At 59.2% G+C, this 21,996-nt stretch carries 17 protein-coding genes and 1 pseudogene; 12 read left to right on the forward strand and 6 right to left on the reverse strand.

The genetic code is table 11. From position 1 onward, the window contains the following. The first annotated feature begins 66 nt into the window (after positions 1 to 66). Entirely contained in the window at positions 67 to 2,802 is a 2,736-nt protein-coding gene (locus GSF27_RS07125; RefSeq protein WP_160967097.1) for an ATP-binding protein, read from the forward strand. On the opposite strand, the gene GSF27_RS07130 is transcribed toward GSF27_RS07125, so the two are convergent. From GSF27_RS07130 to GSF27_RS07145, 4 genes are all read right to left on the reverse strand, one after another. Beyond that, positions 2,790 to 4,916 carry a TonB-dependent receptor gene (locus GSF27_RS07130; RefSeq protein WP_160967099.1) on the reverse strand — a complete coding sequence of 709 codons (2,127 nt, stop codon included), beginning with the start codon at positions 4,914 to 4,916 and terminating at the stop codon, positions 2,790 to 2,792. The genes GSF27_RS07125 and GSF27_RS07130 overlap by 13 nt on opposite strands. A 216-nt stretch (positions 4,917 to 5,132) precedes the next feature. Further along, positions 5,133 to 5,615 carry a bacterioferritin gene (gene bfr / locus GSF27_RS07135; protein ID WP_160967101.1) on the reverse strand — a complete coding sequence of 161 codons (483 nt, stop codon included), beginning with the start codon at positions 5,613 to 5,615 and terminating at the stop codon, positions 5,133 to 5,135. Positions 5,616 to 5,619: 4 nt separating this feature from the next. Next, positions 5,620 to 6,090 (reverse strand): bacterioferritin, encoded by a 471-nt coding sequence (gene bfr, locus GSF27_RS07140; RefSeq protein WP_160967103.1) that lies wholly within the window; start codon positions 6,088 to 6,090, stop codon positions 5,620 to 5,622. A gap of 257 nt (positions 6,091 to 6,347) precedes the next feature. Further along, the gene (locus GSF27_RS07145) at positions 6,348 to 7,706 is read right to left on the reverse strand and encodes an MATE family efflux transporter (protein ID WP_160967105.1); all 1,359 of its coding nucleotides are present in this window, start codon (positions 7,704 to 7,706) and stop codon (positions 6,348 to 6,350) included. A gap of 126 nt (positions 7,707 to 7,832) precedes the next feature. Here GSF27_RS07145 and glp point away from each other — a divergent pair, with 126 nt between their 5' ends. Genes glp through GSF27_RS07160 form a run of 3 tightly spaced genes read left to right on the forward strand, consistent with a single transcriptional unit; the run spans position 7,833 to position 10,347 of the window. Then, on the forward strand, positions 7,833 to 9,131 hold the full coding sequence (glp, locus tag GSF27_RS07150; protein WP_237457360.1) for a gephyrin-like molybdotransferase Glp: 1,299 nt from the start codon (positions 7,833 to 7,835) through the stop codon (positions 9,129 to 9,131). 35 nt (positions 9,132 to 9,166) lie between these two features. Then, the gene (locus tag GSF27_RS07155) at positions 9,167 to 9,460 is read left to right on the forward strand and encodes a DUF1244 domain-containing protein (protein WP_160967107.1); all 294 of its coding nucleotides are present in this window, start codon (positions 9,167 to 9,169) and stop codon (positions 9,458 to 9,460) included. 29 nt (positions 9,461 to 9,489) lie between these two features. After that, positions 9,490 to 10,347, forward strand: coding sequence for an MOSC domain-containing protein (locus GSF27_RS07160; RefSeq protein WP_160967109.1), 858 nt, complete (start codon positions 9,490 to 9,492; stop codon positions 10,345 to 10,347). A gap of 73 nt (positions 10,348 to 10,420) precedes the next feature. On the opposite strand, the gene GSF27_RS07165 is transcribed toward GSF27_RS07160, so the two are convergent. Further along, positions 10,421 to 10,696 (reverse strand): hypothetical protein, encoded by a 276-nt coding sequence (locus GSF27_RS07165; RefSeq protein ID WP_160967111.1) that lies wholly within the window; start codon positions 10,694 to 10,696, stop codon positions 10,421 to 10,423. Positions 10,697 to 10,901: 205 nt separating this feature from the next. Here GSF27_RS07165 and GSF27_RS07170 point away from each other — a divergent pair, with 205 nt between their 5' ends. Beyond that, positions 10,902 to 13,955 carry an FAD-binding and (Fe-S)-binding domain-containing protein gene (locus GSF27_RS07170; protein ID WP_160967113.1) on the forward strand — a complete coding sequence of 1,018 codons (3,054 nt, stop codon included), beginning with the start codon at positions 10,902 to 10,904 and terminating at the stop codon, positions 13,953 to 13,955. A gap of 117 nt (positions 13,956 to 14,072) precedes the next feature. Here GSF27_RS07170 and GSF27_RS07175 read toward each other — a convergent pair whose 3' ends face one another. Next, the gene (locus tag GSF27_RS07175; protein WP_160967115.1) at positions 14,073 to 14,570 is read right to left on the reverse strand and encodes a DUF1772 domain-containing protein; all 498 of its coding nucleotides are present in this window, start codon (positions 14,568 to 14,570) and stop codon (positions 14,073 to 14,075) included. A gap of 130 nt (positions 14,571 to 14,700) precedes the next feature. Here GSF27_RS07175 and GSF27_RS07180 point away from each other — a divergent pair, with 130 nt between their 5' ends. The 7 genes and pseudogenes from GSF27_RS07180 (at position 14,701) to GSF27_RS07210 (ending at position 21,725) form a co-directional block, all read left to right on the forward strand. After that, positions 14,701 to 15,588, forward strand: coding sequence for a DMT family transporter (locus tag GSF27_RS07180; RefSeq protein WP_160967117.1), 888 nt, complete (start codon positions 14,701 to 14,703; stop codon positions 15,586 to 15,588). Between the two features lie 258 nt (positions 15,589 to 15,846). Next, complete coding sequence (locus GSF27_RS07185; protein WP_160967119.1) at positions 15,847 to 18,642, forward strand: monovalent cation/H+ antiporter subunit A; 2,796 nt, start codon at positions 15,847 to 15,849, stop codon at positions 18,640 to 18,642. Next, positions 18,642 to 18,959 (forward strand): annotated as a pseudogene (locus GSF27_RS07190) (Na+/H+ antiporter subunit C); the annotation flags it as partial. The gene GSF27_RS07185 and the pseudogene GSF27_RS07190, both read left to right, overlap by 1 nt. A gap of 116 nt (positions 18,960 to 19,075) precedes the next feature. Next, positions 19,076 to 20,581: a monovalent cation/H+ antiporter subunit D gene (locus GSF27_RS07195; RefSeq protein ID WP_160967123.1), complete on the forward strand. Its 1,506-nt coding sequence runs from the start codon at positions 19,076 to 19,078 to the stop codon at positions 20,579 to 20,581. Then, positions 20,574 to 21,062, forward strand: coding sequence for a Na+/H+ antiporter subunit E (locus tag GSF27_RS07200; RefSeq protein ID WP_202410283.1), 489 nt, complete (start codon positions 20,574 to 20,576; stop codon positions 21,060 to 21,062). The genes GSF27_RS07195 and GSF27_RS07200 overlap by 8 nt, the downstream gene beginning before the upstream one ends. Further along, positions 21,056 to 21,325: a K+/H+ antiporter subunit F gene (locus GSF27_RS07205; RefSeq protein ID WP_160967127.1), complete on the forward strand. Its 270-nt coding sequence runs from the start codon at positions 21,056 to 21,058 to the stop codon at positions 21,323 to 21,325. The genes GSF27_RS07200 and GSF27_RS07205 overlap by 7 nt, the downstream gene beginning before the upstream one ends. 46 nt (positions 21,326 to 21,371) lie before the next feature. Then, on the forward strand, positions 21,372 to 21,725 hold the full coding sequence (locus GSF27_RS07210) for a Na+/H+ antiporter subunit G (RefSeq protein ID WP_202410284.1): 354 nt from the start codon (positions 21,372 to 21,374) through the stop codon (positions 21,723 to 21,725). Positions 21,726 to 21,996 lie beyond the last annotated feature (271 nt).

Below are 21,996 nucleotides of genomic sequence, written 5' to 3' on the forward strand. Positions count from 1 at the left end.
TTTCTTGTGGCCGCTGCTATGCTGAAATGAACGACATCTAATAACAAAAGGCGGCCAATCTTAACGATGAGAGCGCTCCTATTGCTGTTGTTCTGGCCGCTGGCCGCCCTCTGCCAGGATTCCATTCAGGTAGAGTTCGACGGCAACGAAACCCTTCTGCAACTGAGCCAGTGGCAAGAGCTGGACAGCCGGCAGCTGCCCTCCCCCGAGGATCTGGCCGCGCGTCCGGACGATTTTCACTGGTTACCCCTGAACCAGAAACCTCACACCTCCCAGTACGACACCAATTTCTTCCGCATCAACCTGCGAGTGACCTATGAGGGCAGCCAACAACCTTTACTGGTGACCCAATCGGCGTTCATTCCCCGCACTACCGTGGGGATAATCGCGGGCGACAAGGTTATCTACTGGAAGGAGCTGGGAGCCGAAGAGGAGGATGGGAAGAGCGGCACCAAAACCTACGGCCTGGCGCGCCTGCCCATTAACCAGCCGGGCGATTATCAGCTGCTGATTCGTGGCAGCATCGTCGCCAGTGCCTCACTACTGCGCTACAACAAGCTCTATCTGGAAGAGGACTACCTGTCCCGCATCTTTCCCCGGCATATTTCACGCACTGCCGGCCTGGCAGGAGCCATGGGTACCTTCCTGCTCTTCTGCCTGACCCTGCTCTATTACCACTATCGTCCGCACTACCTCTATGCACTGCTGTTTATGGCCGGTGCCTTCGGCAATATCATGATTCGCGAAGGGGTGCTGTTTTTCGAGTTTCCGCTGGATACCAGTTGGTGGGCTATCTACATCCTGCCACTGGCCATCGCCTTTACCTACGGTGGCGCGCTGCTCTATATACACGACCGCATCGAGTCACAGCGCTGGAAACCCCTGCGACGCCTGCTCTACGCCAGCGGCTGGATTGCACTGCTGGTGGGCTTTGTCAATTTTGCCTTTCCCATACGTGAAAACGTGATACTGGGTCTGACCGGGCTGTCGGTCAGCATGGCAGGATTCACTCTTGCCGCTCTGTTATTGCTGGAAAACGCCTGGCGCCACGGCAAACAGGAGAAGGTACTGGCCCTCAGCCTGGGTGTATTTATCGCTATATCAATGTGGCGCAGCCTGGAGGGAATCATTGGTGAAGTGCAGAGCAGTTCGCTGCTCTACTGGTATTTTGCCTGCGACCTGGTGGCCGCCTATGTGTTTATTGATTACCTGCTGGCCTACAGCAAACACTATATCGACGCCAAAACCCGTCTTACCGCCGACCTCACCCGCTTTGACCTGGTGAGCCGCTTCAGCCACGAGCTGCGCACACCACTCAACGCTGTCATTGGCCTGGCGGACCTGCTGCAGGACGCCCGTGACACCCACAAGGTGAAGAGCTACGCCGGCATGATCCAGAGCGCGGGCCACACCTTGCTGGACCTGGTCAATGACATCCTCGACTTTTCCAAGCTGGGCACCAGCTCCATACTGCTGGCCGAAAAGCCTTTCCGCATCGACCAGGCCGCCCACGCAGTGGCGACCGCCTTCCTGCCCCGCTGCCTGGAAGCAAACCTCTACCTGCAGGTGGCCATAGAGCCCCAGACCCCGCTCTACGTGATCGGCGACGAGCTGCGCCTGAAACAGATACTCAGCAACCTGATCAGCAACGCCATCAAGTTCAGCACGCCGGACTCACGCATTGTGGTTACCTTCAGTCCCGGTGCCTGTGAGGGCGATCAGGTAGAGCTTTGTATTACCGTCAGCGACAATGGCCGCGGCATTCCGGCCGACAAGATTGAAGGCATCTTTGAACCCTTTGCCCAGGTGGACGCCGGCGATGCTACCCAATACGGCGGTACCGGTCTGGGGCTGCCGATCTGCAAAATGCTGGTAGAACAGATGCGCGGGCAGATTCATCTCGACAGCTCCCCCGGCAGCGGAACCACCTTCCGTTTCAATGTCTGGATGCAGCACGACGCCAACAGCCCGGATATCAATCGCTACCTGCGCCACCTCAGCGGCCGCCGCATCCTGCTGGTGTCTCACCTGCCACCGCTCTACCAGACCTTCGTCAATATGCTGCAACACTGGGGCGCAGAGGTGGAAGTTGCCGAACACCCCGACCAGGCTCAACAGCCACATTACGACCTGATTCTGAGCGAATCACTGGCCACTGCGGATGCCACCTTCATACCCTGGCTCAACCAGCTGCCGGATTCACAGCCGGTGGAGATCTACCAGTTCACCGAGACCACCTGGAAGGAGGAGGTGACGCACCCGAACGTGCACTTTATCAATGTGCCGGCGCCGCTGCTCGACACCCTCACCACCATTGTGGAGCACATTACTGACATCCCTCCCCCGCAGAGGAGTGAATTAACCAACCCGGCGGCCCATGTCGACCGCCACCATCATGTGCTGGTGGTGGATGACAACAAGATTAACCTCATGGTGGCGGGCAAACTGCTGGAGAGCTTTGGCGTCAGCCACGACGAGGCCTGTGGCGGTCGCGAAGCGCTGGAGCGGCTGCACGGCAACAGCCACGGCTACAGCCTGGTGCTGCTGGATTGTGAAATGCCGGACATAGACGGCTTTGAAGTCTGCCGCAGCTGGCGCCGTTACGAGCTCAAATACGATCTCGACCGGCTGCCCATTGTCGCGCTCACCGCCCATGCCCTGAATGAAGTGCGCTCCGAGTGCCTGCTGGCCGGCATGGACGATATCATCTACAAGCCCGTTGGCAGGCCCGCTCTGGCCGAGATACTGTCCAACTACCCCGGCCTGTTGCAGGCGCGTCCGGACATCACTCAGAACTCGTAACGCAAACCCACATCCACCGAACGCCCCTGCCCGGGCAGTGCCACAAACGGCTGGCTGCGATCAGCAATCCAGCCGGAAAGATAGACGCCGCCCAACGGCAGGTCATAATCGCGATCCGTCAGGTTGCGCAGCGCCAGCGAGAGATTCAACTGACGCCACTGCCAGGCTGTACTGAGGTTCACCAGGGTATAGCTGGCGGTGGTATTTTCCAGCCGACGCTCATCCACCCGGTCTTTATCAGAGACCCATTCCACTTCCAGTTTGCTGCTCCAGTTGCGACGCTCATGTTCCAGCGCCACCGTGGCGTGCAGGGGCATGATGCGGTAGAGGTCGCTGTCGTCACGTTTGCGGCTGCCACGGGTGTAGGCACCGCGACTCAGGAGACGCACTGCGCCAATGCCTTCATCCTGGAACAAAAGCCGGCCGGCAGAAAATTCGGCACCGTAGAGCTCCGCATCCAGGTTGACCAGTTGCAGCGCTGCGCGATCGGCGGTGGGAGTCTGTCGCGGGTGCAGGGTGCCGATCACGTCGGCGTCGATGTAGTCATCCACATAGGTGTACCAGGGGGTCAGCGACAACTGCCAACTGCGAGGCTGCTGACCTTCGTAGTTAAGGGTAGTGCTGACGGTATGGGCAATCTCCGGTTGCAGGTCAATATTGCCGACATAACCATTGCCGTCACCAAACCAGCCGATCATGGTCATCGCCATGGTGTTGCGCCCCCAGGAGTAGCGCTCGTAGAGACTGGGGGAGCGGGTCTTGCGGGCGTAACCAAATTCGATGCTGGTAGCCGGAGACCAGTTGTAACGCCCCAGCAAAGTCGCGTCGAAGTTGTCGTCCACCTGCCGGCGATCACGGCTGTTAAATATGACCGCAGCCGCAGCATCGGCGTTGGGCATCATTCCCATGTTCATGGTGTTGTAAGGCTGCACGTCACCGGTGTCGGTCACAACCCGCTCATAGCGCACGCCCGCCCGAGCTTGCCAGGAAGGGGTAAATGTGAGGTCAGCTTCACCGTAGAGGGCGTAACGGCTGCGCTCTCCATCATTGATATTCACGTAATCATTCGGCCCCATCATCATGAAACCGTCGACGGCCGGCCACCAGTCATCGAGGGTAAAGCGATGCCCCTCGTTGCCGATGCGCAGGGTGACGCTGTCACTGACCGGCACTTCCGCCCGCAGCTTGTAACTGATATCACGCCCCTCTGTCTGCATTGGCATTACACCGGGTTTTTCATCCGTGAAAAAACCCATCTCATGCTTCACATCCTGCCAGTTCAGCAAGGTCTCAAGCGTGCCCCAACCGTAACGGTGGCGGTACTGCAGGTTTACGCCGTTGCTGACGTTGCCCACCATATCCATGTACTGGTTGGGGAAGCCCTGATAGGGAATCTCCTGGTGACTGAGTCGCAGTACCAGCTCCTGAACCTCTCCCCTGACACCCAGCGTGAGTGCATGATTTTCGCTGCGGTAGAGCGTGTCCAGCACCGTGTCACCATTGCCATCGCGGTAGCTCTCTGCCTTGTCATTGGAGCCACTGTAGCCGAGGCTGACGTTGGCGGTGGCCAGCCAGGCCGAAAGGGATTCCGCATAGTTGCGGTTATTGCTGCGGTAGAAAAGGCCCACTTCACCGCCACTGCTCCAGGCACCCGGCTGTTCCGCGTAGCGGGGAGGCTCGGAGTCCACGGCAATGGTGCCGGCGATACTGTCACCGCCGAGACTCACCGGGGCCAGGCCGGCTATGACCTCTACGGCAGCTACGCGACTGCCATCCATGTAAGAGAGCGCCGGATTCATGTGGTTGGCGCAGGCGGAGGTGGATTCGGCGCCGTTAATCAGCAACTTGATGCGGTCGTCGTTAAGGCCGCGCATGATGGGCAGGGACGAGACGCCTCCGCCGCTGGCGGCAACAATGCCTTCACTGCTCAGCAGCCGGGTAATGTCGCCGGTTTGCTTTTGATTCAGCAGTGGATACCCCACCACATCAATCTGCTCAATGGAGTCCTGCCCCGCCCACGCAATCGCACTGGCCAGAACAGTGGCTCCGGTCATTAACCCCCGCTGTACGGCGCGCATTGCTGCCTGGCGCCGGCTCCCCACAGTAATCGGCATAATGCCTTTCCCCTATATTATTAAGCGGGGATATTTTATGGGTTTGGCAGGGATGCGGGGATGCGACACAGTGTCGCACCGGCGGTGCGCCAGACACTCAGAAGCGGCATTACCGCAAGCCATAAAAAAACCCGGCACAAGCCGGGCTTTTTATCAGCGTAGCAGAGCTTATGGCCCGGCTTGATCCACTGGTACTGCTATCAGGTGGGACTGCTATCAGGTGGGGCTGCCGGACATCTGCGACTGGATGTAGTTGGGCAGGCCGATCAGCTTGATCAGGCCCACGTGCTGCTCCAGCCAGTAGATGTGATCCATCTCGGTGTCATTGAGCAGTGACTCCAGCATCTCGCGGGTCACGTAATCACGCTCCTCTTCACAGGCGGTGATGAGGTTACGCAGGTTTTCCGCCACTACCTTTTCGGCAGCCAGGTCATTTTCCAGCATCTCCTGCACGTTGCTGCCCACCTTGATAGGGTCGCGGGAAGCGGTGTCCGGCTTGCCTTCGAGGAAGAGAATGCGCTCGACAATACGGCGGGTGTGGTCCATCTCTTCTTCGATTTCATGGGTCAGCTGCGCATGCAGCTTTTCAATGCCCCAGTCCTCATACATCTTGGCGTGTGCCAGGTACTGGTCCATGGAGCTGAGTTCCATGGTCAGCTGCTTGTTCAGCATATCAATAATTCGTTGAACGCCCTGCATGGTGTCACTCCTCGATCATGGATTGCAGATAGTTTTCGATACCAACATTGGCGATCAGGAACTGCTGGGTCTCCAGCCAGTCCACATACTCCTCTTCGTACTCCAGGATCTCTTCCAGCAGCTCGCGGCTGACGTAGTCCTGCTCTTTCTCGCACAGCTCAATGGCATCTCGCAGAACCGGAATCTGGTCCAGCTGGAAAGCCAAATCGCATTTCAGCATCTCCTCGGAGTGCTCACCAATGCGCAGCTTGCCCAGGTCTTGCAGGTTCGGCAGCCCTTCGAGAAACAGGATACGTTCGATCAGGTCGTCCGCCTGCTTCATATCCTTGATCGATTTTTTGTAGGCTTTTTCGTTCAGCTCCTTGAGGCCCCAGTTGCGGAACATGCGAGCGTGCAGAAAGTACTGGTTGATGGAGGTTAACTCGTGAAAAAGCACCTTGTTGAGGGTACTGATCACGCTGCTGTTACCTTTCATGGAACATCTCCCTTGTCGAATCTGATGCGCGCTTGCCAACGTCTGCCGTGACGCCACCGCCAAGCCCTGGAGTTCGTGTAAGCATAGTACAACCGCGCGTGTGAACGGTATTATTTCACTCTCAGGAAAAAATACAATATTTCTTTATTTTTCAATTAGTTAGTAATGATATTAAGATGTAATCTTATTTAGCTTTGTATCTGGCATCGATTCCCGTTTCTGCGTTCCCGCAGCACGAAAACAGAGCAGTTCCAAACTCAGGCATGAGGACGCAGTGGCTGTCGTGCCAGCCACAAGAGACGACCGCCAAGCAGCAGGCAGGAGCCGGTCAGTCCCACCAACAATGCCAGCCAGAAACCGGCCGCCGCCATGGGCTCACCAAACCAGCCGGCGACGCCTGCGCCATAGCCCAGCGGCAACGCGATCAACCAGTAACAGATCAGTACCAGCCCCAGTGGCACTCGCGTGTCCTGATAACCCCGCAATATGGCATTGCAGGAGACCTGGATGTGATCCGGCAACTGATAACAGGCCATCCACACAAACAGTCCTGCCGCCAGCAGGTGTACCTCGGGATCGGTGGTGTACCAGTCGACAACCGTGTGCCGGAACAGCAGCAACAGACTCATGGAGATCAGCGCCAGCAGGATCGACGCCACCACCCCGGTAATGGCCACCGCGTTGGCGTGGCCTTGCCGCTGCTGCCCCAGGAAGTAACCGACACGGATGGTGAGCGCCTGCGCCAGACTGAGTGGCAACATAAAAATCAGGTAGGACGTACTCAGGGCAATCTGGTGACTGGCCACCGCCAGCGTACCCAGTGGTACCAGCATCAACGCGATGACAGAGAAGATGGATACCTCGGCGAATACCGCCAGCGCAATGGGCACCCCCAGCCTTGCGATAGCCCAGATTCGGGACGGGTGCGGCCAGCCCATGCCGGTGTGCCAACGCACCTGATCATAGCGGGCCGGTTTGCTGGTGTAGGCCAGCACCACCAGTGCCTGCACCCAGAGGCTGAACGCCGTGGCCCAGCCACAGCCGGCACCACCCAGCTCCGGCATTCCCCATTGCCCGTAGATCAGTGCGTAGTTGAGGGGAATATTAAGCAGGAAGGCCAACAGGCTGGCGAACATAAACGGGTAGGTGCGCCCCATCCCTTCGGAGAAGGCTCGCAGGCTGGCAAACAGGGCCGCTCCCGGGGCACCGACCGCCACTGCAGCCAGGTAATCGCTGCTGATGCCGATCAACCGCTCCTCCGCCTGCATCAGGCGCAACAGTGGCTCCACATTGCACAGCAGTACCATTGCCAGCGCCGCCACCAGCATGGCCAGCCACAGGCTCTGCTGCACAGTCTCCACAATCTGCTGTGGCTGCCGGGCGCCGTGATAACGGGCCACCATGGAGGTAGACGCGATCATCAGCCCGCACAAAAACAGGTAGATCGGCAGCCAGATGCTGTTGCCCACCGCCACCGCCGCCAGGTCGTCAGCGTGATAGTTACCGGACATCACCGTATCCACCACCCCCATGCCGGTGGTAAAAACCTGTGCCGCCAGCAGCGGGCTGGCGAGACGCACTAATTGACTCAGTTCGCGGCGAAAAACAGTAAACACGGGTACGGATCCGGAGTGACAGGCGGGCAAAGCGCTGCATTCTAGCAGCCACGCCTGCGGCGAGCACCGACTATCCGATTCCCCGGTTCTCTCCGCCGCCAGTCCAGCCACCTGCCCGCGCCAGCTTTGCTATACTCGCCCCTCGATCTGCCAACCCTGCCAGTGACGGCTGCAGCCACCGCCACCGGCCGTCACCATCCATTGCTGTGGAGTGCACCATCCAACATGTTGTCTGTCACCGAAGCCCTGCAGCAGATACTGCAGCACGCCGACCCCATCACTGACACCGAAAGCCTGGCCCTGCTGCAGGCCCACGGACGGGTATTGGCGGCACCACAATACTCCACCCTTGATGTGCCCCCCGCCGACAACAGCGCCATGGATGGCTATGCCTTCCGCTACGCCGATCACCACCAGCAGGGGCCGCAAACGTTTGCCGTTTCCCAGCGCATTACGGCCGGCAGCCCGCCGCAACCCCTGCAGACCGGTACCGCAGCCCGTATTTTTACCGGCGCCGAAATTCCCGCCGGCGCCGATACCGTGGTGATGCAGGAGCAGTGCGAAGCGGATAAAGACGCCGCCACCGTACAGGTGCCCGCGGGCGTGGAGCTGAACAACAATATCCGCCCCCGCGGCCAGGATATCCGCAGTGGCGCCGAAGTGGCCGCCGCGGGGGATCTGCTCACCCCGCAGCGCATGGGATTGCTGGCCTCCATTGGTGTCGCCGAGGTGCCTGTGTATCGCCGCCTGCGGGTGGCCATCATGTCCACCGGCGATGAGCTGACGGAACCGGGACAGCCGTTGTCAGCCGGTAAAATCTATAACTCCAACCGCTACCTGCTGGCGGGGCTGATTGCCAAAATGGGGATGGAGCTGGTTGACCTGGGCTGTGTGGCCGATAACGCCGCGGCCACGGAAGCAGCCCTGGAGCGCGCCGCCGCCAGCGCCGATGTGATTATCAGCTCCGGCGGGGTCTCCGTGGGCGAAGAGGATCACGTCAAAAACGCCGTGGAGAAGCTCGGCACCCTGCAACTGTGGAAGATCGCCATCAAGCCGGGCAAACCTGTGGCATTCGGAAAAATTGGCACTACCCCCTTCTTCGGCCTGCCCGGGAACCCGGTCTCCACCTTCATTACCTTTTTGCTGTTCGCGCGCCCGTTCCTGCAGCGCTTGCAGGGGCAGCAGCCAGTCGCCTTCCGGGGCCAACACTTCCCCGCAAGTTTCAACCGCCGTAAAGCCTCGGTCCGGCGGGAGTTTATGCGGGTCAGGATGGATGACGCAGGCCGGATGCACACTCACCCCAACCAGAGCTCCGGCGTACTCACCTCCACCAGCTGGTCCAACGGGCTGGCGGTACTGGAGGAGAACCGGGTGATTCAGGAAGGCGACCCCGTGGAAGTGATCTTCTACGACCAGCTGTTCTGACCCCGCCAGCCCCACATACCTTGAGGAGAACCACTATGGACCCCAAAACCCAAACCGAGCTGGAAGCCGCTGCGTTCCGCCGCCTGCTGCAACACCTGGATGAGCGCAAGGATGTCCAGAATATTGAGCTGATGAACCTGGCGGGTTTCTGCCGCAACTGCCTGAGCAAATGGCTGATGGCGGCGGCGGAAGATCGTGGCGTTGAGATGAATTACGACCAGGCCCGGGAGCAGGTCTACGGTATGCCCTACGACGAGTGGAAGGCCAAATACCAGAAGCCGGCCACCGAAGAACAGCTGGCGGCCTTTAACCAGCAAGAGAAGCACTGAGCAACCAGACGGCGACGGAGCGGCCTGCCATGAGCGAGATCCACATCGAGCAGCTGTACATCTATCCGGTCAAGTCCCTGCGCGGGATCGCGGTGAACAACTGGCCAGTGACACCGCAGGGGTTGCTGTACGACCGCCAGTGGATGCTGGTGATGCCCAACGGTCGCTTTGTGTCGCAGCGACAGCTGCCGCAGATGGCGCTGATCGATACAGCCCTGGAAGACGGCAGCCTGCTGCTCAGCCGCGATGGCCACGGGCAGGTCAGCCTGCCGCTCTCGCCCTCCGCGGAAGGACTCGTTCGTCCAGCCGCGGTGTGGGACGACAACTGCATCGTCACGGAAGCCTCGGCAGAGGCCTCTGCGTGGCTGACACAGGTACTGCAGGCGCCCCGGCCCCTGACACTGGTGCAGCTGGCGCCCGGCCACCAACGCCTGCAATCACAGCCAGAACGTTTCGGTGCAGATACCCACACACAGTTTGCCGATGCGGCACCCTTCCTGGTGGCTGCAAGCAGCTCCCTGGCGGCGCTCAACCAGACCCTGCAGCAACGCCAGCTGGCAGCCGTGGACATGCGCCGCTTCCGGCCCAACATTGTCCTCAGCGGCCTGCAGCCGTTCGAAGAACATCAACTCAGCCAGCTGCGCCATGGTGACGGCTCACGGCTGTGGCTGCGGGATCATTGCGAACGCTGCATTATCACCACCATCGACCCGGATACTGCGGTCAAAGATCCCCGGCGCGAGCCCTACCCGACCCTGGCATCCATTAATGCCATGCCCGGTAAGCCACGGGCGGCGGCATTTGGTGTTAACGCGACGGTGGAGGGGCTGGCGGCGGAGTGCCGCTGGCAGGCAGGAGACGCACTGAAGCCCCTGACAGCGGACTGAGCAGGGGCAAAAGCCTGGCTTTAGCGGAGACGTACCTTTAGCGGGGAACAGGTCGCGGCAACAGGGCCCGGAATCAGGCGCTGTCGCGGCGAATCGGGGCCGGGACTACCTCATCCCCCTGGTAGGTGGGGTCGAGAATCTGCAGGTAGGTGAGCCACTCCTGGTAGACATAGCGGGCCAGCTGTAGCCGGTCCAGCTCGGGGAAGCCATCCCGGTCCGGAGCCGTCAGGGGCTCCTTCTTTTCGTTCAGTCCCACCCAGCAACGGCTGACAGCTACATAAACCAGCTGACAGATGCCATAGCGGCGATGATAGATTTCGTGGACCTTGAGTCCGTACAGATCAGACATCCCTGTTTCCTTAGTGCTTACGGTGCTTACCATCTTCATGACAGCCGGTATTTACGTTCCGGCAACCTGATTACGCCGTGCTACAGCCCTCTTCCACGGCTGCTTCGATTGATAGTAGATCAATTTTCAGCCTCCCACCAGTCATGGCACCCCATCCGTCGAAACGCTAGAATGTGCATCCGAATTTGACGAGACACTGAGCAGTATGATCCCCGGTATTCGTGAAACCTCGCCCGTGCAGGCCAACTACCTGGCCTACCTGGAGGCGCTGCGCGCCTGTGGCTTTGAAGGTGACCTCAACCCTGACTACGCCAATCGCACGGTGCTGGCCACCGACAACTCCATTTATCAGGTGTTGCCCCAGGGGGTGGTCTACCCGAAAAACGCCGCCGACCTGGTGCGCCTGACCGAGCTCAGTAATCTCAAGCAGTTCCGGGATATCGTCCTCAGCCCCCGTGGCGGCGGCACCGGCACCAACGGCCAGTCCCTCACCGATGGCCTGATTGTGGACCTGTCCCGGCACATGAACAAAATCCTCGAGATCAACCCGAAGGAGCGCTGGGTCCGGGTGCAGTCCGGAGTGGTCAAGGATCAGCTCAACGCCGCCCTCAAGCCCCATGGCCTGTTTTTCGCGCCGGAACTATCCACCAGTAACCGCGCCACCATCGGCGGCATGATCAATACCGACGCCTCCGGCCAGGGCTCCTGCCTCTACGGCAAGACCCGCGACCATGTGCTGTCGCTGACCACCGTGTTTATGGACGGCAGCGAATGGACCTCCTCACCCCTGCCAGCGGAGGAGTTCAATGCCGTGGCCTCGCGCCAGGACCGGGTGGGCATGCTGCACCGCGTCGTCAACGATATCCAGCGCGAGCACGCCGGTGCCATTGCCGAGCGCTTCCCGAAGCTGAATCGCTGTCTCACCGGTTACGACCTGGCCCACATCCGCACTGACGACGGTCACTTCGACCTCAACAGCATCCTCTGCGGCAGTGAAGGCACCCTGGGCTTTATCACCGAGGCCAGGCTCAACCTGCTGCCGATTCCCAAGGTCTCGGCGCTGGTCAACGTCAAGTACGAAAACTTCAACGCCGCCCTGCGCGACGCCACCGAGCTGATGAAGTCCGGCCCCACCTCCATCGAGACGGTGGACTCCAAAGTGCTCAACCTGGCCATGAACGACATTGTCTGGAACAGCGTCGCCGACTTCTTCCCCGCCACCCCGGGCAAACAGGTCCAGGGCATCAACCTGGTGGAATTTACCGCCGACGATGAAGATCTGCTGAAAGACAATATCGCCCGCCTCACCGAACAGCTGGACCTGGCTGCCGCCGATGGCAGCGCCGTGAGCATTGGCTACTCGGTGGCCTGGGGCTCCGACGCCGTCAACAAGATCTGGGGCATGCGCAAAAAGGCCGTGGGCCTGCTGGGTAATGCGGAAGGTGAAGCGCGCCCTATTCCGTTTGTGGAAGACACCGCGGTGCCTCCGGAAAACCTCGCCGATTTTATTCTCGAGTTCCGCCAGCTACTGGACGAGAACAACCTGGCCTACGGCATGTTTGGCCATGTGGACGCCGGGGTGCTGCACGTACGCCCGGCCATCGACATGAAAGACCCGGAGCAGGAGAAGCTGGTTCGCACCATCTCCGATCGCGTCACCGCGCTGACCCGCAAGTACAACGGCCTGCTCTGGGGTGAACACGGCAAAGGCGTGCGCTCCGAGTACGCCCCGGAATTCTTTGGCGATCTCTACCCGCAGCTGCAACGCATCAAGTCCATCTGCGACCCGCGCAACCAGCTCAACCCGGGCAAGATCGCCACACCGGACAGCCGCTTTGAACTGGCCAGCATTGATGGCGTGACCACCAGAGGCCAGGAAGATCGCAAGATCCCGGTGCAGGTCTGGGAGGGCTACAGCGAGGGCATGTACTGCAACGGCAATGGTGTCTGCTACAACTGGAATCCCGACGACCCCATGTGCCCGTCGTGGAAAGCCACCCGCCAACGCATCCACTCGCCCAAGGGCCGCGCATCACTGATTCGTGAATGGCTGAAGCAGCTGAGTGAGCGTGGTGTGAACCCGCTGACCGAGAGCGCAGAGGTCAAACAGACCCCGTTTATCAGCTCCCTCTACCGTCGCACCCTCAACACCCTGGCCAAGCGCCGCGGCGAATACGACTTCTCCCATGAGGTGATGGAGTCCATGGCCGGCTGCCTGGCCTGTAAATCCTGTGTCGGCCAGTGCCCCATCAAAGTGGACGTACCCAGCTTCCGCAGCAAGTTTATGGAGCTCTACTACGGCCGCTACCTGCGCCCGCTGAAGGACTACTTTATCGGTGGCCTGGAGTTTATGGTGCCGGCGTTGTCGGAGGTGCCGTGGCTCTACAACGGCATCATGAAGTTCGCCCCCACCCGCTTCCTGCTGGATCGCGTGGCCGGCATGGTGGACAGTCCGCTGCTGTCCGGCGTGCGCCTGGACGCCCGCCTGCAGGAGTTGGGGGTGCACTACGCCATCGACGACCACATCAGTGAACTCTCTGAGGAAGAACGCCAGAGAGCGGTGATCGTGGTGCAGGATGCCTTTGTCAGCTATTTCGAAACCGGCCTGCTACTGGATCACCTGATGCTGCTCAAGCGCCTCGGTTTTATCCCGCTGCTGGCACCTTACAAGCCCAACGGCAAACCCCTGCATGTGCACGGTTTCCTGAAAGCGTTCGCCAAAACCGCCGGCAATACCGCTCAGTTCCTGCGGACACTGAACGACACCGGTATTCCCCTGATCGGTATAGAGCCTTCCATGACGCTGGCCTATCGCAGCGAGTATGAGAAAGTGCTGCCCGGCAAGGCACCAAAGGTTGAGCTGCTGCAGGAGTGGCTGGCACGCCAGGGCGAACAACTGCAGCAACACCGCGACAGTTTCGACGCCGGCGACTTCCGTCTGCTGGCCCACTGCACTGAGAAAACCAACGCCGCGGCATCGATGAAGGACTGGGGTACGGTGTTTACCGCACTGGGACAGACACTGGGCCAGGTGGACGTGGGCTGCTGCGGCATGGCCGGCACCTTCGGCCACGAGAGCCGCAACCTGCAGACCTCAAAGACCATCTTCCAGCAGTCCTGGGACAAGGTGGTAAGAGACCCTGCCAACCAGGGCAAACTGATGGCCACCGGTTACTCCTGCCGCAGCCAGGTCAAGCGCCTGGCGGATCTGCAAATGCCGCATCCGGTGCAGGTGCTGTTAAAGCAGCTGAAGGGATAAGAACCACAGCGGTCAAAGACAGTGAACACAAAGCGGGGGCCAATTGGCCCCCGCTTTGTATGGGTCGTAATGACCCGGCCCTATTCCTGCTGCCTCCATATCCTGAGCGGGACGCCCTCACAGCCGTGTCAAAAGAACGATCAACAGTACAGACACCCAGCAAGCTACCAGTGTCCTGATCACATTCGAATTGTTCCACCTCGATTCAAATTGAACGCGCGCAAGCCTGAGATCAGCATCACTCAATGCGTCCACATCCAATGCCTGCAACCTGTTGTTCAGCGGCACGTTGATCACTATCGTCGGCAGTTGAACGCCTGCAATGTACGCAACCGCAGCCAACACCAGCAGAAGAAAATCCACCCCATCCAATAGTCTGCCCCCCAGGAAAGCTGCGGCCACTACAGCTACCACTGAACCGACCCAGACCGAGATAAAGACCGGCTGGTTATTCTGGATAACACGGTCGGTCACCTGAAAGGCCCGAATAAAATCCCTGTCGCTCAGGCTTTTTATGCCTGGCATTACCACAACGGCGTACGCAAACAGAAAACCCGCAACCAGCGAACAGAGAAGAGTCGCCGTAATTAACGCCGCGTGAAATATACCCATCATCCTGTCCTGCTCCCTGGTCCTTTGACTGTCACACCCCAACGTCCTGCATAGGCACTCATATTCGCCATACCGGGTTCGCTATGCTATCTTGCGCGACCGTAAAATTATCTGAACACCTGTAAATTATATTATGAACAAAACAGCACACTTCTGGGCCTGGATGCTACTGTTCGTCAGTTTCGTCTGGGGGGTTGAGTTTTCCCTGGTGCACCAGGCACTCGACAAGCTGACCCCACACCTGTTCAACGCTGTTCGTTTTTTGATCGCCGTTATCACCCTGCAACTGTGGTGCCTGTGGCGGGGAACGCGCCTGACCTTGCTGGAAAATACTGACACGCTCAAACATGGCGTTGTGCTGGGTACCCTGCTCTACGCGGGATTTGCGACCCAAAGCATCGGTTTACAGTACACCACTGCCAGTAATGCCGGCTTTATCACCGGCCTGAATTGCGTGATGGTGCCTATCATTGCCGCCCTGTGGTTACGACAGAAGATGCGCTACTGGGTCTGGCTCGGTGTCGGCTCCGCCACCATGGGTACCTTTTTCCTGACCGGCGGCGTGTCAGGCTTCGGTGTTGGTGAATCCTGGGTCATGATCTGCGCCCTGTCGTTTGCCCTGCACATTGTCTATACCGGCATCTATACACAGGAAGCCGATGCCCTGTCCCTGTCACAAGTACAGCTGATCACCGTCACCGTACTCAGCGCCCTTTCGGCCATCATTTTTGAGCGCCCGGCGCTGACGGACGCAGCCGACATCCTTATTTTTAACCCACACTGGCAGCCCTGGATCGCCATCCTGATTGGCGGGATATTGGGAACCGGCCTGGCGTATGTGGCACAAACCATCGGCCAGAAGTTTCTTGAATCCTGGCGGGTCGCTCTCATCTACACCACCGAACCACTCTTTGCAGCCGTTGGCGGTGTATTGATACTGGGCGAATCGCTCAGTGCCCTGGCCTGGCTGGGTGGGCTCTTTATTCTGGCGGGGATGCTGGTAGCCGAGCTGATTGACTGATTGGAGTCGGAAGAACGCTGGCAGCCCCCTCTGTTTTTGATACCTGCGCCTCAGCCCTTCGGGTTGTGGCTGGAACGCCGCCAACCGGCGTTACCTGCCACTCATTCAGACACACGAAATGCATTCCTGCTTGCTGATTTGACTGTGTTTTAGCCGCAACAGTGATCGTCCAATTAGTGTGAACAGGCACTGGCATTCATGTTATCTTTCACGGCCTTCAAATAGAAACAATTGCGATTCCGCGAGGCCCTTGGTGGTATGAGTGTGTTTTGGATTCTGCTATTGCCGCTGGTTGGCATCCTGCTGCCGGTGTTGTTCGCCCGCGCTGGCCGTACCCCCGTCGCCTGGCTGACAGCATTGACACCTGCACTGGCACTGGCGGTACTGTTACAGCAGGCACCGGTTGTATTTTCCCACACGGTGCCGGTCTATTCCGCTCCCTGGGTGCCGTTACTGGGGCTGGAACTCTCGCTGCATCTGGACGGGTTGGCCTTTCTGTTTTGTCTGCTGATTCTCGGCATTGGCCTGCTGGTTATCCTGTACGCCCGCTACTACCTGTCGGACAGGGACAATATGCCTCTGTTCTACTCCTACCTGTTGTTCTTCATGGTGGCGATGCTGGGTGTGGTACTGTCCAGCAACCTGTTGCAGCTGTGGCTGTTCTGGGAGCTCACCAGTATCAGCTCCTTCCTGCTGATCAGCTTCTGGTGGCACCAGACTGAAGCCCGCAAGGGCGCGCGCATGGCCCTGACAGTAACCGGTTTCGGCGGCCTGGCACTGCTGGCCGCGCTGCTGCTGATCGGCCACGTCACCGGCACCTATGAGTTGCGCGAAGTGCTCACCATGGGTGAGGTGCTGCGCAACAGCGAATACTACTACGCGATTTTGGCCCTGTTCCTGTTGGGGGCTTTCACCAAGTCGGCCCAGTTCCCGTTCCACTTCTGGCTGCCCCACGCCATGGCGGCGCCCACTCCCGTATCTGCCTATCTCCACTCCGCCACCATGGTAAAGGCAGGTGTGTTCCTGCTGGCGCGTTTTTATCCGGCTCTGGCGGGCACCGAGGCCTGGTTTGTGGCGGTATCCCTGACGGGCATGGCCACCATGCTGGTGGGTGCCTACATCGCTCTCTTCAAGCACGATCTGAAAGGCCTGCTGGCCTATTCGACGGTCAGCCATCTGGGACTGATCACCCTGCTGCTGGGATTGGGTACCGATCTGGCGGCAGTGGCAGCGGTGTTCCACATCATCAATCACGCGGTGTTCAAGGCCTCGCTGTTTATGGCCGCCGGTATCATTGATCACGAATCCGGCACCCGTGACATGCGCAAGCTCAATGGCCTGTGGAAGTACATGCCCTGGACCGCCACGCTGGCGATGGTGGCGGCCTCTTCCATGGCCGGGGTGCCGCTGCTGAACGGCTTCCTCTCCAAGGAGATGCTGTTTTCCGAAACCCTGGATCAATCCACACTCGGCGCGCTCTCCTGGTGGATTCCGTTACTGGCGACGGCTGGTGGCGCCTTTGCGGTGGCTTACTCCCTGCGCTTTATGCACGACGTGTTCTTTAATGGTGAGCCCATCAACTTGCCCCGCACCCCCCATGAGCCACCGCGTTATATGCGGGTGCCGGTGGAAGTGCTGGTGGTGCTGTGTCTGCTGGTGGGGATCTTCCCCCAGTTTATGGTGGGGGATCTGCTGAATACCGCCTCCATGGCGGTGCTGCAAGGCACAGTGCCGCAATACAGCCTGGCGGTATGGCACGGCTTCAACTTCCCCCTGTTGATGAGTGCCCTGGCGATTGCCGGTGGTCTGACGCTCTACATTAACCGTCGTCACCTGTTCGATTTTCAGATGCTGTTTGTGGAGCATGATGCCAAGTATGTCTTTGACAACATGGTGAAAAGGCTGATTGCAGGCGTTACCCGCCTGCACCAGTGGCTGGACGATGGTTCCCTGCAGCGCTCCATGTTTCTGTTGATTCTGCTGGCTCTGCTGGTGAGCGCAGGCCCCCTGTTTGCGCTGGTGAATACCGTGGGCAGCCACCCACAGCTGCCCATCAACTGGGTGGTGGGTTTTTGCGCGATGATGCTGATTATCGCCACCTTTGTGACACTGTGGTGGAGCCACCTGCGCCTGGTGGCCCTGATCGCCCTGTCGGTCGTAGGGCTGATCGTCTCCATCGCCTTCGCCTATTTTTCTGCACCGGATCTGGCCTTGACCCAGCTGTCAGTGGAAGTAGTCACGATTCTGCTGTTTCTGTTGGCGCTGTTCTTTTTACCGCAGAAAAGTCCCACGCTCGACAGCAAGCTCACGATCATCGTGCGGGATTTCAGTGTCGCCGCCCTGTTCGGCAGTGTGATAGGCACAGTCTGCTACGCCATGCTGACCCGATCCCCCGACACCATTTCCGATTTCTTCGTGGAGAACAGCAAGCCCGGCGGCGGTGGCACCAATGTGGTGAATGTGATCCTGGTGGATTTTCGCGGTTTTGACACCCTGGGCGAAATCACCGTGCTGGGCATTGCGGCATTGGGCATCTATAAGCTGCTGGCACAGATGCTGGTGTACATGCCCTCGGCGGACAGCAAGGGCTTTCGCTGGTCCAAGGAGCGACACCCCTTCCTGCTGGCGGTGGTGTCCCAGAGTTTGCTGCCATTGGCGCTGCTGGTGTCGGCCTACATTTTCCTGCGTGGACACAACATGCCTGGCGGCGGCTTTATTGCCGGCCTGATTACCGCCATCGCCCTGATTCAACAATACGTGGCCCACGGTGTGGAGTGGATGAAAGAGCGCATGCCCATCAATTATCTGGGGCTGATTGCCAGCGGTCTGTTGATCGCCACCCTCTCCGGCCTGGGCAGCTGGGCCTTTGGCCGCAACTTCCTGACCACCTGGTTTGATTATTTCTACCTGCCGCTGGTGGGCAAGTTCGAGCTGGCCAGTGCCATGGTGTTTGATTTTGGTGTGTACCTCACGGTGATCGGAGCCACGCTGCTGATACTGGCCAACCTGGGCAAGCTCACCACCAGTGAGCGACTGAAGGTGGGGAGCAACTGATGGAATTTATTTTTGCAGTCAGTGTGGGGGTCATGACCACAGCGGGTATCTACCTGATGCTGCGGGCACAGACCTTCCCGGTGATCCTGGGCCTGACCCTGCTCTCTTACGCCGTGAACCTGTTTCTGTTTGCCAGTGGCCGGCTGACGGTTAACGGCGCAGCCATCGTGGGCCACAGTGAGCAGCTGGCGGACCCACTGCCACAGGCACTGGTATTGACCGCTATCGTGATCGGCTTTGCCATGACCGCCTTTGTGCTGATTCTGGCGATTCGCGCCCGTTCGGATCTGGGCAATGACCAGGTGGATGGCCGCGAGCTGCCACCTGAGCGCAGCGCCCTGGAAGAGGCGCTGGCCAATCGCGTGGAAAAACTGTCTGCGGTTCACAAAGCCCGTAACGACAAGCCAGCGCGCAATAAAAGGAAACCGAGTTGATGTTGCAGCATTTGCCTGTACTGCCGCTGTTGATTCCCCTGCTGGGCGGGATCCTGTTACTGCTGCCACCCCTTGCCGATGACCGTAACCGCCAGCGGATTATGGGGACAGTGCTGGCGCTGCTGCAGCTGATCGTCGCGGTGTACCTGTTGTGGACGGTGCATCAGCATGGCTCCCGGGTATACGCCATGGGGGACTGGCAGCCCCCCTTCGGCATCCTGCTGGTTGCCGATCGCCTGGCGACCTTGCTGCTGGTGCTCACCGCCATATTGTTACTGTGCGTGCAGCTGTTCAGCAGCGCGGGTGAAGATGAAAAAGGCAAGTTTTTCCATCCCTTGCTTATGTTCCAGACCCTCGGTATCCAGGGGGCTTTTCTCACCGGTGACCTGTTTAACCTGTTCGTCTTTTTTGAGGTGCTGCTGATCGCCTCCTATGCGCTGTTGATTCATGGCGGAGGCGCGCAGAAGACGCTGGCCAATGTGCACTATGTGAGCCTGAACCTGGCGGGTTCGGCCTTGTTCCTGTTTGCCCTGGGTATCATGTACGGGACTTTCGGTACGCTCAACATGGCCGATATGCAGCAGAAGGCGGCGCAGATCCACTCTGACGATATGCGTCTGGCCAGTGTGGGGGCCATGTTGCTGCTGGTGGTATTTGGCCTCAAGTCGGCCATGATGCCCCTGCACTTCTGGATGCCCAGAGCCTATGCCGTGGCACCGGCGCCGGTGGCAGCCCTGTTTGCCATTATGACCAAAGTGGGTATCTATAGCCTGTGGCGGGTGCACTCTGGCATCTTCGGCGACAACGCCGGTGAGCTGGCCAATATTGCCCAGCCCTGGCTATGGCCGCTGGCCTGGCTCACCGTGGTGATTGGCATCATCGCCACCCTGGCCAGCCAGACCCTGCGCGAACTCACCGCCAACCTGGTGATTATTTCGGTGGGCAGCCTGTTGCTGATGGTGGCATTGAACACCCCTGAAGCCACCGCCAGCGGCCTTTACTATCTGGTGCACAGCACCCTGGCGACGGCGCTGATGTTCCTGGTGGCCGGATTGATTGTAGAGCAGCGGGGTAAGGCCGAGGATCGTTTTGTACAGGCCCGCCCACTGGCACAACCGGTGCTGCTCGGTGCACTGTTCTTTATGGCGGCGTTGGCCCTGATCGGTATGCCGCCCGTGTCCGGCTTTATTGGCAAGGCGCTGATGCTGAAGGCTGCCCTGGCGGGGAATCAGGCCGCCTGGGTGTGGCCACCCATACTGCTGGCCAGCCTGGCAGCGCTGGTGATGCTGTCCCGTTCCGGCGGCACCCTGTTCTGGCGTGCCCGCGGCGATCATCCCGATGACACCCGCGCTCACCCTGCCCAGCTGGCCGCGGTAATCCTGCTGGCAATTATATTTCCGGTCATGGTGGTGTTTGCTGGCTGGATCACTGACTTTGCACAACTGGCAGCCGCAGAGATGCAACAGGGTATGGTGTTGAACCTGCCAGGAGGTGACGATGCTTAAGCGACTCTTTCCCATGCCGCTGCACACCGGCATTTTATTGGTGGTGTGGCTGCTGCTGAACAGCTTCACGGTGGGGCATCTGGTGTTGGGATTTATTCTGGCCACCATCATCCCCTGGCTGGCGGCGCCACTGAGTGATCCCCATGCCCGCGTTAAAAAGCCCCTGAAGGGCGCCCGTTATCTGTTGATGGTACTGTGGGATATTGTGGTCTCCAACTTCGAAGTGGCGGGTCGCATCCTGCGCTCCAACCGCCATTTGCGCCCGGGCCTGGTTGCCTTGCCACTGGACTTGCAAGGGCAGTTTCCATTGGCGGTGCTGGCCAGCACCATCTCTCTTACTCCCGGTACCGTGAGTGTGGATATTTCCGAAGATATGCAGTGGCTCTACATTCACGCCCTGCATGTGGACGATGAACAACGGTTGATTGATCGAATTAAAACGCGCTACGAAGCGCCGCTGCGGGAGATTTTCGCATGCTGAATATGGTATTGATGGCCGTGTCGGTCATGGTAGGGCTGGCACTGGTGCTGAACAGCATCCGCCTGCTGATCGGCCCCTCCTCCGCCGACCGTATCCTGGCGCTGGATACCCTTTATATCAACAGTATCGCGCTCATCGTATTGCTGGGGTTGTACTTTGCCAGTGACATGTACTTTGAGTCCGCCCTGCTGATTGCCATGCTGGGTTTTGTCAGTACCGCAGCACTGGCCAAGTACATGCTGCGCGGCGATATCATCGAATAGGCGCTGCGGCACAATACAATAGGAGAACCAGGCTGTGTTATTGGTTATGGAAGTACTTGCCTCTTTTCTGCTGATTATGGGCGGGGTGTTTATTCTGATCGGCGCCCTCGGCATGGTGAAGCTACCGGACTTCTACACCCGCCTGCACGCCCCCACCAAAGCCACGACACTGGGTATCGGCTGCATACTCATCGCCTCCATGGCACTGCATGCCCTGCGCGGCGATGGCCTCTCCATTCAGGAACTGGTTATCAGCCTGTTCCTGTTTATCACCGCGCCCGTATCCGCCTATATGGTGGCAAAAGCGGCACTGCAAAGACGCACCGCTTTTCTGGAGGGGACGCGCAACGCCGACATGAGCGAAGATATCCTGGAGCGGCGGGCCCCGGATAGCAGGTAGCGGGCAATAGGTAGCTGGTAATAGATAGCGGGTAATAAATAGCCACCGCAAAAAAGCGGCACGGCTGTGAGACATTTCCTACAAAAATCAGCGAACTTAGCCACTGGAGCCGATCCGGGCAGAGCGGCATACTGCCCCCCGAACGGAATGCTTCAGGGAAGAATAAAGGCCATGTAAGGCCAACGGATGCGACCGGGTCTCGCCGCAACGGCTACCAGGTACGGAAAATTTGAATGACGACGATGCCCACAGGGATCAGGCCACGGAGAGG

The sequence above is a fragment of the Pseudomaricurvus sp. HS19 genome (assembly GCF_009857815.1).
Taxonomy (GTDB): domain Bacteria; phylum Pseudomonadota; class Gammaproteobacteria; order Pseudomonadales; family Cellvibrionaceae; genus Pseudomaricurvus.

Coding starts and splice junctions, on each gene's coding strand:
- bfr (WP_160967101.1), bottom strand. CDS start 5,615: ATGCAGGGCGTTCAACGAATTATTGATATGCTGAACAAGCAGCTGACC.
- GSF27_RS07160 (WP_160967109.1), top strand. CDS start 9,490: ATGAGCGAGATCCACATCGAGCAGCTGTACATCTATCCGGTCAAGTCC.
- GSF27_RS07200 (WP_202410283.1), top strand. CDS start 20,574: ATGCTTAAGCGACTCTTTCCCATGCCGCTGCACACCGGCATTTTATTG.
- GSF27_RS07185 (WP_160967119.1), top strand. CDS start 15,847: ATGAGTGTGTTTTGGATTCTGCTATTGCCGCTGGTTGGCATCCTGCTG.
- GSF27_RS07165 (WP_160967111.1), bottom strand. CDS start 10,696: ATGTCTGATCTGTACGGACTCAAGGTCCACGAAATCTATCATCGCCGC.
- GSF27_RS07130 (WP_160967099.1), bottom strand. CDS start 4,916: ATGCCGATTACTGTGGGGAGCCGGCGCCAGGCAGCAATGCGCGCCGTA.
- GSF27_RS07195 (WP_160967123.1), top strand. CDS start 19,076: ATGTTGCAGCATTTGCCTGTACTGCCGCTGTTGATTCCCCTGCTGGGC.
- bfr (WP_160967103.1), bottom strand. CDS start 6,090: ATGAAAGGTAACAGCAGCGTGATCAGTACCCTCAACAAGGTGCTTTTT.
- GSF27_RS07170 (WP_160967113.1), top strand. CDS start 10,902: ATGATCCCCGGTATTCGTGAAACCTCGCCCGTGCAGGCCAACTACCTG.
- GSF27_RS07155 (WP_160967107.1), top strand. CDS start 9,167: ATGGACCCCAAAACCCAAACCGAGCTGGAAGCCGCTGCGTTCCGCCGC.
- GSF27_RS07180 (WP_160967117.1), top strand. CDS start 14,701: ATGAACAAAACAGCACACTTCTGGGCCTGGATGCTACTGTTCGTCAGT.
- GSF27_RS07205 (WP_160967127.1), top strand. CDS start 21,056: ATGCTGAATATGGTATTGATGGCCGTGTCGGTCATGGTAGGGCTGGCA.
- GSF27_RS07210 (WP_202410284.1), top strand. CDS start 21,372: ATGGAAGTACTTGCCTCTTTTCTGCTGATTATGGGCGGGGTGTTTATT.
- GSF27_RS07175 (WP_160967115.1), bottom strand. CDS start 14,570: ATGATGGGTATATTTCACGCGGCGTTAATTACGGCGACTCTTCTCTGT.
- GSF27_RS07125 (WP_160967097.1), top strand. CDS start 67: ATGAGAGCGCTCCTATTGCTGTTGTTCTGGCCGCTGGCCGCCCTCTGC.